Genomic DNA, 12,784 nt, shown 5'->3' with positions numbered 1-12,784 from the left:
CGCGTCAGTGCGCCGTTGCACCGAATTTCGGGGTGTGGACGCTGCCCAGGGTGATGTGGACGGCCTGCTGGTCGGTGTAGAAGTCGATCGACCGGTAGCCGCCCTCGTGGCCGAGGCCCGAGGCCTTGACCCCGCCGAACGGTGTGCGCAGGTCCCGGACGTTGTGGCTGTTGAGCCAGACCATGCCCGCTTCGAGGTTCTGCGAGAAGGTGTGCGCCCGGGTCAGGTTGTTGGTCCAGACGTACCCGGCCAGTCCGTAGCGGGTGTTGTTGGCCAGGGCCAGCGCCTCGGCGTCATCCTCGAACGGGGTGATCGCCACGACCGGGCCGAAGATCTCCTCCTGGAAGATCCGGGCGTCCGGCTTGACGTCGGCGAACACCGTGGGGGCAATGTAGTTGCCGGTCGGAAGTCCCTCGGGACGTCCGCCACCGGCCAGCAGCCGGCCCTCGGACTTGCCGATCTCGACGTAGCGCGCAACTTTCTCGTAGTGCTCCGGGTGCACCAGCGCGCCGACCTCGGTCTTCGGGTCGTGCGGGTCGCCGACAACGATGTTCTTGGCGCGGGCGGCGTATTTCTCGCAGAATTCCTCGTAGATGCCGCGCTGGACCAGGATCCGGGAGCCGGCCGTGCAGCGCTCGCCGTTGAGCGAGAAGACGCCGAAGAGGGTCGAGTCGATCGCGGCGTCGAGGTCGGCGTCGTCGAAGATGATCGCCGGGCTCTTGCCGCCGAGTTCCATCGAGAGGCCCTTGAGGTTCTCTGCGGCGTTGCGGAAGATCGTCTTGCCCGTGGTCGTTTCGCCGGTGAAGGAGATCAGCGGCACGTCCGGGTGCTTCACCAGGGCGTCCCCGGCCTCCTCGCCGAGGCCGTTGACCAGGTTGAAGACGCCGTCGGGCAGGCCCGCGTCCTTGAAAATCTTCGCCCAGAGCGAGGCGGAGAGCGGGGTGAACTCGGCGGGCTTGAGCACCACGCAGTTGCCTGTGGCCAGCGCCGGGGCGAGCTTCCAGGACTCCAGCATGAACGGCGTGTTCCATGGCGTGATGAGGCCGGCGACGCCGATCGGCTTGCGGTTGACGTAGTTGATCTGTGCGCCGGGGACCTTCATGGCGTCGTCGAACTGCGCCACGATCAGGTCCGCGAAGAACCGGAAGTTTTCCGCTGCCCGCAGCGCCTGTCCCTTGGCCTGGGTGATCGGCAGCCCGGTGTCGAAGGTCTCCAGCTGCGCGAGCCGCGTCTCCTGGGCCTCGACGGCGTCGGCGATCCGGTTCAGCACGCGGGCGCGTTCGCGCGGCTTCATCCGCGGCCACGGGCCCTCGGTGAAGGCCCTGCGGGCTGCGGCGACGGCCAGGTCGATGTCCTCTTTCTGCCCGGCGGCCGCAGTGGCATAGGTCTCGTTGGAGACCGGATCCAGGACGTCAAAGGTCCGGCCGTTGACGGAGTCGACGAATTCGCCGTTGATGTAGTGCCGGATACGGGTGGGGAGGTCGTCCGGAATGTAGTGCTCGGCCATGGGGATCAATCCTTTGCTTCGACGGTGAAGTTGCGGTGTGCTGCGGTGCAGCTGTTACTTGGCGATCCGGAAGCCGTCCACCGGGGTGAGGTACTCCCGGCCGGCTTCCATCAGTTCGTTGATCTTCTTGAGCCCGGCGTCGGTGGGGGTGATGAGCGGCGGGCGGACGTAGTCGGAGGAGATGAGGCCGGCCTCGGCCATCAGCCACTTGCTCGGTGCCGGGTTGGTCTCGACGAACAAGAGATCCACCAGCGGGTGCACGCCGTAGTGGATCTCCCGGGCTGTCTCGAAGTCCCCCTCGACCCAGGCCTTGTACATGTCGGCGGAGGCTTTCGGGGCAATGTTCGCCAGCGCGGAGATGAAGCCGACGCCGCCAATCGCCATCAGCGGCAGGCACAGCAGCTCGATGCCGGACCAGACCAGCAGGTCCTTGCCGGCCAAGTGCATCACGCGGGAAAAGTGCTCAAAGTCCTTGGTGGTCTCCTTGATTCCGACGATGTTGTCGAAGTCGCGGAACAGCCGGGCCACGGTTTCCGGCGCCATGTCCACCGCGGTCCGGGACGGCACGTTGTAGATGACGAACGGCATGTCCGGGAACTCGGTGGCGATCGTGGCGTACCAGCGGTATAGGGCTTCCTGCGTGGGCCGGGAGTAGTACGGGGTGATGATCATCGACGCGTCCGCGCCGGCGTCGACGGCGGCCTGGGTCAGTTCCAGCGTTTCCTGCAGCTTCGCGGTGCCGGTACCGGCCATAAAGGGGACGCGGTCGCCGATGGCCTCGGCGGTGGCGCGGATCGCGGCCGCCCGTTCCTCCACGGACTGGGCGCTGGGCTCGCCGGTGGACCCGCCGATCGTGATGCCGGAGGAGCCGCTGGCGATCTGCCACTCGACCATGTTCCGCAGGCTGTCGTGGTCGACGTCGCCGGCACTCGTGAAGGGGGTGAACATCGCGGCGAGGGAGCCTTTGAGGTGCTGCTGGGGGTCGGAACGGAACTTCATTGTTATTTCCTTGTCGCTCGGGGGCGGGGGAGCCGTGGGCTGTGGCTGTCGCGGTCGGGTTGGCTGTGGCCGTGGTCAGGGGGAGGGCGCCCGGTGGGCGAGGTAGGCGTCGAGGGTGGCGTTGCGGTGTGCGCGGGCAGCGCGTTCGACGTCGTCCGCCGGCGCGCCCGCCTGGAGCAGCCCCAACAGCGCCTCGTGTTCCTCGACCGACTGCCGGGCCCTGCCGGGCACGTAGCTGAAGGTGGAGGAGCGCAGTGCCTGCAGCCGGTTCCAGCCGCGGTGCACGAGGTCGAGGATGTGCGGGTTGGGGCAGCGTTCGAACAGGACGCTGTGGAAGTCCCGGTTCAGGCTCGTGAAGCGGACCGGGTCGAAGTTCGCCAGGCATTCGCGCATCAGCTCGTTGACCGCGCGGGCCCTTTCGATGTCCGCCGCGGAGATCAGCGGCGCGGACAGTGCCGTCGCGGCGCCTTCGACGATCCCGAGGGTCTGCATGGTGTAGAGGTATTCGGTGGGATCGATCCCGGCCACCGTGGCGCCGACGTTGCGCTCGAACACCACGAGGTTCTCTGCCTCGAGGCGGCGGATGGCTTCGCGGACCGGGACCACGCTGAAACCCAGATCCTCGGCGATCTTGGCCAGCACCAGCCGGTAACCGGGGGAGTACTCGCCGCTGAGGATGCCCGCCTTGATCGCGGCGTAGGCCTGCTCGGACTTGCTCGCGGTGCCGGCGCCGGTGCTGTCGCTGACGCCCTCGGTACGGGCCACGGCGCTGGTCATGGCCGTGACTGCGCGCGGTCCGCGGCCCATGCCCGGTACTTTTCCTGCCACTGCGCGTTCATCGGGTACAGGCCGTCCACGCTGTGCCCGGCGGCGACCATCTCCGCGATGAACGTCTCCTCGGCCTCCTGGACCAGCGCGTCGTTAACCACTTCTTCCGCGAGGGCCGGCGGAATCACGAGGAGGCCGTCGGCGTCGCCCACAATGATGTCCCCGGGCTGAACCGTGGCGCCGCCGCAGGAAATGGTCAGGTCAACGTCCCACGGGATGTGGCGCCGGCCCAGGACCGCTGGGTGGGCGTTGGCGAAGAAGGTGGGCATCTCCAGGGCGCCGACCGCGGTGACGTCGCGGACGCCGCCGTCGGTGATGACGGCGACGGCGCCGTTGACCTGGGCGCGCAGGGCCAGGATGTCCCCGACCGTGCCGGTGCCCTTTTCGCCCCGGGCCTCCATCACCAGGATCTCGCCTTCCCGGAGCGAGTCGATGGCGCGTTTCTGGGCGTTGAAGCCGCCTCCGTGGGTCTTGAACAGATCCTCGCGGTTGGGCACGTAACGCAGGGTGCGTGCGACGCCGACGACGGTGCGGTCCGGCCGGGTGGAATGCAGGCCGTCGATGCTGACGTTGTTGAGGCCGCGCTTGCGCAGCTGGGAGCTCAGCGTTGCCGTGGCGACGGATTCGAGCTTGGCCTTCAGCTCCGGGGTCAGTGCACTCTTGGCTGCGGCCGGTGCAGCGGCCGCTGCGGCCGCCGGCGTGCCGTAGGCCTCCGCACGCTGGGCGTCGTCGCTGCGCGGCTGTGCGCCGTAGTCGGCGAGAGGCACCGTGCCCTGGGCCGCCGTCGTCGTCAGCCTGCCGGTGCTGAGTCCGGACGCCGGGGCGTCGACTTCGACTTCCATCACGTCGCCGGGCTGCGCCACCGAGGCGCCGGCCGGCGTGCCGGTCAGGATGATGTCGCCCGGCTCCAGGGTCAGGAGCTGGGAGAGGTCAGCGACGAGCCGGGCGAAGGGGAAGAGCAATGTGCCGGTCGTGTCCTCCTGGACCAGCTCACCGTTGAGCCAGGTGCGGACGCGGAGGGCCGCCGGGTCGAGCTCGGCGGCGGGGATGAGGCCCGGCCCCACGGGGGTGAAGCCGTCCCCGCCCTTGGAGCGGAGGTTGGAACCCTTGTCCGCATAGCGCAGGTCGTAGACGCCGAGGTCGTTGGAGGCGGTGACGAAGCCGACGTGGCGCCAGGCGTCCTCGGGGGAGACCCGGCGGGCCCGGGTGCCGATCACCAGGGCCACCTCGCCCTCGAAGGCCAGCAGCTCGCAGCCGGCGGGGCGTTCGACCGTGCCGCCGGAGAGACTCAGGGAGGAGGAGGGCTTGAGGAAGTAGGAGGGCTGTTCCGGGGTGCGGCCGCGCTGGGCGGCACGGCTCGGGTAGTTGATGTGCACGGCGATGACCTTGCCGGTGGCGGCCAGGGCGTCCTGCGAGAGCTGCTCCATCGCATTCTCCTCATTGAGTATGAAATCGTATACGATACTAAACTGCCCGAGCCGGGGCGAATTGTCAAGGCACTGTGCCCGGCGCCGGGCTCAGCCCAGCTGGGCTTCGATGCGTGCGGCGCTCGCCGACAGGGCGGCCGCAACCTCCGACGGATCCTGGGTGTCGCGGATATAGACCACCGCCAGGGCCGCCGGCCGGCCGCCCGGGACCCTCACCGGCACGGCGAGCGAGGAGACGCCGGGGATGACTTCGTCATGGCTCGCCGCGAAGCCGCGCCGGCGTGCCTCGGTGGCTTCGGCACGGTAGGGGATGGAGGGGGCAAGGCTGTGCCATTCCTGCTCCGAAAGTGCCGACTGGATCGCGATGCCCGGGGCACCGGCGCTGACCGGATGCCGGGACCCGGGGTGCTGGACCACGGCGGCGCCCGTGTGGCGCGGATCGACAGTGACGAGCGTGACGCAGTCCTCGCGGTCCCAAACCGCCACGAAAGCGCTCATGTTCAGGGCGTTGGCCAGCTGGGTGAGCTCCGGAAGGGCTGCGGTCTGCAGGTTGCGGGCCACCCCGCGGGCCAGGACAGCCAGGCCGGGGCCGGGCTGGACCCTGCCGGCGTCGTCCCGGACCAGCAGCGAGTGGTCTTCGAGGGTGCGCAGGATGCGGTAAGCGACCGAGCGGTGGACGCCCATGGCGTCGGCGAGCTCGGCGATAGTGAGCGGCTCCGGAGCGTCGGCGAGGATCTCCAGGGCGCGGATGCCGCGGGACAGCGTCTGGGACGGGGAGGCCTGGGCGCTGCCGGCGGTCGGGGTCATGGGATCCATCCTAGGGCCGTGGCTGTGGCGCCGGGGGCGGCGCGGCGAGACTCTTGTGTTCGGGCTCACAGTCCAGTACCGTTCTATATCGGAACTGAGTGTTCGATTATAGAACACAGATGCGGGCCGCTACAAGGCTTCGGCGAGCCGCGGCCCGACACGGGCCGCCGGTGGACCGCTGGTCCTGGCCGGATGGGCCCGGCGTCACATTTTGGGTATCATTCAGCATTTTTGCCCCAAATGTGTGCCTGATCACATTTTCCATAGTAAGATCGCAGATACTAACTGACCGTTCGATCAGTAATTCAAGAGGCATTCAGTTATTCACTTCGCACCCACCACGGGCAGCACCTCTGCCCCCAGCAACGGAGTTCCAATGACCGCAACTTCAACCGTCGATTCAGAGACGGGCCCCAGCAGCAAGCATGAGGAACGCAAGGTCCTCGCCGGGACGCTGGTCGGGACCACCATCGAGTGGTACGACTTCTTCATTTTCGCCCAGCTGACAGCAACGCTGCTCTCACCGCTCTTCCTGGCGCCGCTGAACGCCTCCAACCCGGGCCTGGCGCAGATCCTGTCCTTCGCGCTGATCGGCATCAGCTTCCTGTTCCGCCCGCTTGGCGCCATCATCGCCGGACACCTCGGCGACCGCCTGGGCCGCAAGGCGATGCTGGTCTTCACCCTGGTCATGATGGGCGCCGCGACGGCCCTCATCGGCATGCTGCCCACCTACGCCCAGATCGGCGTCTGGGCTCCGATCCTGCTGATCGCGCTGCGCGTCATCCAGGGCTTCTCCGCCGGCGGTGAATGGGGCGGCGCTGCCCTGATGGCCGTCGAGCACGCTCCGATGAGCAAGCGCGGCCTGTTCGGCGCCTACCCGCAGATCGGCGTCCCCGTGGGCATGATCCTCGCCACCGGCCTGCTGTACTTCCTCAACACCGGCATGTCCAAGGAAGATTTCGCGTCCTGGGGCTGGCGGGTGCCGTTCCTGCTCTCCATCGTGCTGATCGTGGTGGGTTACCTGATCCGCCGTGCCGTGGCCGAGAGCCCGGTCTTCCAGGAGATGCAGGAGCGCAAGGAGGAAAGCAAGGCTCCCCTGGGCGAGCTGATCCGCAAGCACAAGAAGGCCGTCCTCTACTCGACGATGATCTTCATCGGCAACAACGCGGCCGGCTACCTGCTGATCGCCTTCTTCATCTCCTACGCCACCAAATCGCTGAAGATGCCCACCCCGCAGATCCTGCTGGCCACCACGCTGGCCTCCTTCGGCTGGCTCATTTTCACCCTGGTCGGAGGCTGGCTCTCTGACAAGATCGGCCGCGTCAAGACCTTCCTGATCGGCTACGGCATCGTCTTCGCCTGGATGATCCCGATGTTCGCCCTGATCGACACCAAGGACATCGTGCTCTACGGCGTGGCGCTGTTCGTCCTGACGGTCGGCCTTGGCCTGTCCTACGGCCCGATGTCCGCCATGTACGCCGAGATGTTCCCGGCCAACGTCCGTTACTCGGGCATCTCGATCGGCTACGCCTTCGGCGCCATCCTCGGCGGCGCCTTCGCGGCAACCATCGCGGAAGCCCTGCTGCAGGGCACGCGCTGGACCGGCTCCATCGGCATCTACATCATGATCCTCTGCGTCATCTCCGCCGTCGGCGTCATCCTGGCGAAGGAAACCAAGGGACGCCCGCTCGGCGTCAGCCGGCACCACTAGGCAGCCCAAAAACAACGCGGGGTCACTTACCGCCCATCCGGAACCCCCGGACCGGCGGTAGGTGACCCCGCGTTGCTGTTTAAGCGAGGGCTCAGGCGCCCAGGAACTCGATGGCGCCCTGCTTGAAGGCCCGGCTGGTGATCGCATTGGTGTGGTTCCGGGCCGGGAGGATCAGCTGTTCCACCATCGCCCCGGCCTTGGCTCCCAGCCTGGCGAGTTCGGGCATGGAGGCGGCCCGCTCGTCCTTCTCCCCGGCCACCAGCAGCATCGGCATCGGCGGCACGGCCTCGGCGGGGTCAAACGGCTCGTCCTTGATCGCCTCGACCAGGGACAGCAGGGCAAAGATGTTGTTGCTCGGCAGCAGCTGCGCCATCTTCAGCAGCCCGGCGGTGGACGCATCGGCGATCGGCGTGCCGTCGGCCAGGTAGCGCTGCGCGGCCACCAGGTCGAAGTCCGCCAGCGGATCCGCCACGTTGGGGCCGCCCAGCACCAGACGGTGGACCAGCTCGTGCTGCGTGGCGCCGAATTCCCAGGCCAGCCGGGAGCCGAGCGAGTAACCAATGACGTCCAGTCCGCTGGCCGGGTCGCCGTCGCGCAGCGGGCGGGCGCCGGCGTCGAACGCGATCTGGAGCAGATCCGCGCGGATCCGGCTGGGGGAGTAGGAGTCCCGGTCGTCGGGGGCGCCGCTGCGGCCGTGGCCGGGCAGGTCCACCGTGATGACGCGGCGTCCGTCCTCGGTCAGGGCCGTGATCCAGCCGGTGTCCTCCCAGTTGAGCTTGGAGGAGGAGGAGAAGCCATGCAGCAGGAGCACCGGACGCAGGCCGGCGTCGTCCTTGGGATCGTGCACCCCTACGTACAGCTGGGGGTCGGTGCCCTCGACGGTGTGGGAATGCTGTTCGCCGGTGTGCCTGCCGCTCATGGTGTCAGTCCTCATCAAGTACGGCGCTCAGGCGGACCCGGCGCTTCGGTGCCTCTTCCTTCGGAACCGTGCCCACGATGCCTGCGGTGTTGTCCGGCACCTCGAACACGATCAAGGGCTCGCCGACGTTGATCTTGTCGCCGGGCCCGCCGTGGATACGCACTACCTTACCCGCCTGCGGGCTCGGCAATTCGACGGCCGACTTGGTGGTTTCAACTTCCACCAGCGGCTGGTTGCGCTCCACCTGGTCGCCCGGCGAGACCAGCCATTCCAGCACAGTCGCCTCGATCAGGCCTTCGCCGAGGTCCGGCAGCGGGAAGGAAATTTCAGCCACGTTTGTACTCCAATACTCGCTGGATGCCGAAGAGGATCCGGTCAATGTTCGGGATGTATTCGTCTTCGAGGTCCCCCGAGGGGTAGGGGACGTCGAAGCCCGTGACCCGCTCCACCGGCGCCCTGAGGGTGTCGAAGCAGCTCTGCGTGATCAGCTGTGCCACCTCGGCGCCAAGGCCCGAGGTCAGCGGCGCCTCGTGGACGACGACGGCGCGGCGCGTCTTGCGCACGGACGCGGCGAGGGCTGCGGCGTCGATCGGCTTCAGCCAGCGCAGGTCCAGGACCTCGATGTCGATCCCGTCCTCAGCCGCGAGTTCGGCCACCTGGAGGCAGCGGGCCACCATCGCACCCCACGCCACGAGGGTCAGGTGCCGGCCCTCCCGCATGACCTTGGCGCCGGCGGGGGAGCCGCCGTCGGCGTCGTGGCGGGTGGGGTCCACCTCGCCCTTCTGCCAGTAGCGGGACTTCGGCTCCATGAAGATCACCGGGTCCGGCCGGGTGGCGGCGTATTTGAGCAGGTGGTACGCCTCGTGCGGGTTCGACGGCGAGACCACCTTCAGCCCCGGCACGTGGGCGAAGAGCGCCTCGAGGCTTTCGCCGTGGTGTTCGGGGGCGCGGATCCCGCCGAAGCTGGGCACGCGCAGGGTGATCGGCATCGGCAGCGTGCCGCGGCTACGGTAGTTCATCCGGGCGATCTGGCAGACGATCTGGTTGATGGCCGGGTAGGCAAAGCCGTCGAACTGGACTTCCGGGATGGGGTGGAAGCCGGCCATGGCCAGGCCTACGGACATGCCGAGGATGCCGGATTCGGCCAGCGGTGTGTCAAAGACCCGCTGCGCGCCATGCTTGGCCTGCAGCCCGTCGGTAATCCGGAAGACCCCGCCCAGCCGGCCGCAGTCCTCACCGAAGATGACGGCCTTGGGGTTTTCCGCGAGAACTTCGTCCAGGGCGCGGTTTAGCGCCTGCTGCATGGACATCACGGTGCCGGCGGAAGCGGGGGCAGTGTTCTCGGCGGTGTTGTCGCCTGCGGCGTCGGTGCTTGCAGCGGTTCCGCTTGCAAGGATTGAGTTAGACATGTTCGGACTCCTCGCGCCAGTTGGCGGCCTGGGCCTGCAGGGCCGGGGTGGTTTCCTGGAAGACCAGGTCAAACATTTCGGCTCCGGGGCGCGGGCCAAGGGCCTGGATGCCGGTGCGGATCTGCTCCTCCTCGGCCTTGGCGGCGGCCAGCGCGTCGGCGAAGAACGCCTCGTCCGCCATCCCGTCCGCCAGCAGCCGTTGCCTGAGCCGCTCCAGCGGGTCCTCGCCGGCGCCGTCGCGCTCCTCGTCGAGGGAGCGGTAGCGGCCGGGGTCATCCGAGGTCGAGTGTGGGCCGCGGCGGTAGGTCATGGCCTCGATCAGGACGGGGCCGTTACCGGAGCGGGCGTGGGCGAAGGCGCGGCGGGTCGCCTCGACGACGGCGACGACGTCGTTGCCGTCGATCTGCAGCGCCGGCATGCCGTAGCCGGCCGCGCGGGCGGCGACCGAGCCGCCGGCCACCTGGCGGTCGGTGGGGACCGAGATGGCCCAGCCGTTGTTCTGCACGAAAAAGACCACGGGTGCCTTCATCACGGCGGCGAAGTTCATCGCCTCGTGGACGTCGCCCTGCGAGGAGGCTCCGTCGCCGAAGTACGTCAGCGCCACGCCGTCCTTTTGGTCCAAGGTCTGGCCGTGGGCCCAGCCGACGGCGTGCAGCACGGATCCGGCGACGACGGCCTGGATCGGGGCGAGCCGGGACTCCACCGGGTCGTACAGGCCGCCATGCCAGGTGGCCTTGTGGGTGGACATGTAGCCCACCATGTCCACGCCCATGGTCCGGGCGACGCCCATCTCGCGGTAGGTGGGGAAGACGAAGTCGCGGGTGGTGTCGACGGCGTAGCCGCTGCCCACCTGGGCCGCCTCCTGGCCGAGTTCAGGGGCGTAGCCGGGAATGATGCCCTGCCGCTGCCAGGCGATCGCGGAGGTGTCCAGGTGCCGCACCGCGACCATCAGCGAATACAGCTCGCGCAGCTGGGCGGAAGTAAGCGGGCCGGCGTCGTCGCCGGTTGCCGCGAGGGGGAGTGTGTCCATGCCTGTGACCCTAGTCACGGGCCCGAAGTTAGGCAATCAGTCCAGCAAAGGCTGACCACTCTGCGCAAAGCTTACCGGTCCGGCGTTGATGAAGTTGGCAATTTGTATAGGAATGGTCTGCGGGTCAGCTCGGGCGCCGGCCGCTGATCCGGGCGCCGATCCAGCATGCGGCGGCGATGCCCGCGATCAACGCCATGGTGCTGAAGAGCTGCCTGCTGCTGTCCGGGCTGCTGAAGCCGACGGCGAAGATCAGGGCGAGCAAGACCAGCCCGAAAATGGTCAGCCCGGGGAACCCCTTCATCCGCAGCGGCAGTTCGGTGCCGGCGCGGTCCGCCCGGCGCCGCAGGATCAACTGGGACACCAGCGCCGAGCCCCACACCACGAGGCAGGTCGAACCCACCAGCTGGAACAGGGCCGGGAGGATCCGCTCCGGGAACAGCAGTTCAAGCACCGCCGCCAGGAAGCCGAACGCCACCGAAATGCCGACGGCGATGACGGGAACACGGGCCTCGTTCAGCCGCGACAGGAACCTGGGGGCCTCGCCGCGCTGTGACAAGGAGTAGGCCATCCGGGAGGCGCCGTAGAGGTTCGCGTTCAGGGCCGAGAGCAGGGCGACGACGGCGACCAGCGTGATTGCCGCCCCGGCGCCCGGAATACGGGCCAGATCCAGCACGCCCGCGAACGGTGACTTGAGCGCCGCCGACGTCGAGGGCAGCACGGCGGCGATGACGAAGACGGAGCCGATGTAGAACACCAGGATGCGCCAGACAACGGTGCGGATCGCGTGGCCGACGCTGCGTTCAGGGTTCTCCGTCTCGGCCGCGGCGACGCTGACGATTTCGGTGCCGCCGAAGGCGAAGATCACCACGAACAGGGCGGTGGCGATGCCGCCCAGGCCCGCGGGGGCGAAGTCGGCGGTGAAGTTGTGCAACCCCGGGCTGGGCACGTCCGGCAGCCAGCCTAGGAGCAGCGCGGCGCCGATGGCCAGGAACAGCAGGATGGCGGCAACCTTGAGGATCGCGAACCAGAATTCGAACTCGCCGAAGTTCTTCACCCCGGCGAGGTTGATGGCGGTGAAGAGCACCATGAAGACCAGGGCCAGCCCCCACACCGGGATCACCGGCCAGACCGTAAAGAGCAGTCCGGCCGCACCGAGCGCCTCGGCGGCGATGACGACGACGAGCTGCAGCCACCAGAGCCAGCCCACGGTGGCGCCGGCAGTCCTGCCCAGGGCCCGTTCGGCGTAGACGGAGAACGCGCCGCTGTTCGGGTTGGCCGCGGCCATCTCGCCGAGGGCCCACATCACGATGATGATCAGGGTGCCGGCGACCAGATAGGAGATCAGGACGGCCGGGCCGGCGGCCTGGATCCCGGCCCCCGATCCGAGGAACAGGCCCGCGCCGATGGCGCTCCCGAGTCCCATCATGGTGAGCTGGCGGGGCTTCATGCTGTGGCCGAGTTTCAGGGCCGGGCGCTCCGCGGGGGACATCGTTGTCATGCTGGCGAACCTTCTTACGGTGGTGGTGGCGTCCTTTTGGGACCATACGAATTTACCGCCCCGGCGGGGCCCTTTAGCGCGGGCGGCGTGAGAGCATGGTTGCAGTTTGTTCATCGCCCGGCCCGGATCGCGACGATGTGTGCTGTTGAAACCCTGCAGGCAAGGAAGCTGAAGTGAACGTCGACCCGCTGGATGCCAAAATTGTCCGATTCTTCACGGACTCCCCACGGTCCTCCGTCCTGGAGGCGTCCCGGGTGCTTAAGGTCGCCCGCGCCACCGTACAGTCGCGGCTGGACCGGATGCAGGACAGCGGCGTCATCGGATCGTGGGTGCCGCAGCCGGACCCGGCCCGCTTCGGCTATCCGGTCGTGGCTTTCTGCTCCCTGACCATCAACCAGGACCTCGGGCACGACGCCGTTGTGGAGGCACTCGCCCGGATTCCCGAGCTGATCGAGATCCATACGGTGTCCGGCGGATCGGACCTCATGGCCCGCATCGCGGCACGCTCCAACTCGGACCTGCAGCGCGTGCTGGACGCCATGATCGCAACCCGCACCGTACTGCGCTCTTCCTCGGTGATCGTGCTCAACACCCATTTCCAGGGCCGCACCCTGCCCCTGCTGGAGGCTGCCGCCCAGCAGCAATAGCC

The 12,784-nt window shown here is 68.1% G+C and carries 12 protein-coding genes; 2 read left to right on the top strand and 10 right to left on the bottom strand.

What is annotated here, in order from left to right; all coding sequences use genetic code 11:
• Nucleotides 1–4 precede the first annotated feature (4 nt).
• The 5 genes from hpaE to FFF93_RS10650 form a co-directional block, all read right to left on the bottom strand.
• Complete coding sequence (gene hpaE, locus FFF93_RS10670; RefSeq protein WP_138768936.1) at nt 5–1,507, bottom strand: 5-carboxymethyl-2-hydroxymuconate semialdehyde dehydrogenase; 1,503 nt, start codon at nt 1,505–1,507, stop codon at nt 5–7.
• Nucleotides 1,508–1,561: 54 nt separating this feature from the next.
• Nucleotides 1,562–2,506, bottom strand: a complete 945-nt coding sequence (gene dapA, locus FFF93_RS10665; protein WP_138768937.1) for a 4-hydroxy-tetrahydrodipicolinate synthase — start codon at nt 2,504–2,506, stop codon at nt 1,562–1,564.
• 75 nt (nt 2,507–2,581) lie between these two features.
• Nucleotides 2,582–3,283: a GntR family transcriptional regulator gene (locus FFF93_RS10660; protein ID WP_138770425.1), complete on the bottom strand. Its 702-nt coding sequence runs from the start codon at nt 3,281–3,283 to the stop codon at nt 2,582–2,584.
• Nucleotides 3,280–4,761, bottom strand: a complete 1,482-nt coding sequence (locus FFF93_RS10655) for a fumarylacetoacetate hydrolase family protein (RefSeq protein ID WP_138768938.1) — start codon at nt 4,759–4,761, stop codon at nt 3,280–3,282. The genes FFF93_RS10660 and FFF93_RS10655 overlap by 4 nt, the downstream gene beginning before the upstream one ends.
• Nucleotides 4,762–4,851: 90 nt before the next feature.
• Nucleotides 4,852–5,568 carry an IclR family transcriptional regulator gene (locus FFF93_RS10650; protein WP_138768939.1) on the bottom strand — a complete coding sequence of 239 codons (717 nt, stop codon included), beginning with the start codon at nt 5,566–5,568 and terminating at the stop codon, nt 4,852–4,854.
• Nucleotides 5,569–5,944: 376 nt separating this feature from the next.
• Here FFF93_RS10650 and FFF93_RS10645 point away from each other — a divergent pair, with 376 nt between their 5' ends.
• Nucleotides 5,945–7,279 (top strand): MFS transporter, encoded by a 1,335-nt coding sequence (locus FFF93_RS10645; protein WP_138768940.1) that lies wholly within the window; start codon nt 5,945–5,947, stop codon nt 7,277–7,279.
• 91 nt (nt 7,280–7,370) lie between these two features.
• Here FFF93_RS10645 and FFF93_RS10640 read toward each other — a convergent pair whose 3' ends face one another.
• From FFF93_RS10640 to FFF93_RS10620, 5 genes are all read right to left on the bottom strand, one after another.
• Nucleotides 7,371–8,198: an alpha/beta fold hydrolase gene (locus FFF93_RS10640; RefSeq protein WP_138768941.1), complete on the bottom strand. Its 828-nt coding sequence runs from the start codon at nt 8,196–8,198 to the stop codon at nt 7,371–7,373.
• 4 nt (nt 8,199–8,202) lie between these two features.
• Nucleotides 8,203–8,532 (bottom strand): biotin/lipoyl-containing protein, encoded by a 330-nt coding sequence (locus FFF93_RS10635; RefSeq protein ID WP_043482513.1) that lies wholly within the window; start codon nt 8,530–8,532, stop codon nt 8,203–8,205.
• The gene (locus tag FFF93_RS10630; protein WP_186372139.1) at nt 8,525–9,607 is read right to left on the bottom strand and encodes an alpha-ketoacid dehydrogenase subunit beta; all 1,083 of its coding nucleotides are present in this window, start codon (nt 9,605–9,607) and stop codon (nt 8,525–8,527) included. Before FFF93_RS10630 ends, FFF93_RS10635 begins: the two co-directional genes overlap by 8 nt.
• On the bottom strand, nt 9,600–10,637 hold the full coding sequence (locus FFF93_RS10625) for a thiamine pyrophosphate-dependent enzyme (RefSeq protein ID WP_138768942.1): 1,038 nt from the start codon (nt 10,635–10,637) through the stop codon (nt 9,600–9,602). Before FFF93_RS10625 ends, FFF93_RS10630 begins: the two co-directional genes overlap by 8 nt.
• A 124-nt stretch (nt 10,638–10,761) precedes the next feature.
• Nucleotides 10,762–12,135 (bottom strand): amino acid permease, encoded by a 1,374-nt coding sequence (locus FFF93_RS10620; RefSeq protein ID WP_138768943.1) that lies wholly within the window; start codon nt 12,133–12,135, stop codon nt 10,762–10,764.
• A 173-nt stretch (nt 12,136–12,308) separates the two neighbouring features.
• On the opposite strand from FFF93_RS10620, the gene FFF93_RS10615 reads away from it, so the two are divergent.
• On the top strand, nt 12,309–12,782 hold the full coding sequence (locus tag FFF93_RS10615) for an Lrp/AsnC family transcriptional regulator (protein WP_138768944.1): 474 nt from the start codon (nt 12,309–12,311) through the stop codon (nt 12,780–12,782).
• Nucleotides 12,783–12,784: the final 2 nt, after the last annotated feature.

The organism is Arthrobacter sp. KBS0702, assembly GCF_005937985.2.
In the GTDB taxonomy this organism is placed as follows: Bacteria; Actinomycetota; Actinomycetes; order Actinomycetales; family Micrococcaceae; genus Arthrobacter.
The sequence above is the reverse complement of the archived record's forward strand: the minus strand, read 5'-3'. Positions and strand labels throughout refer to the sequence as shown.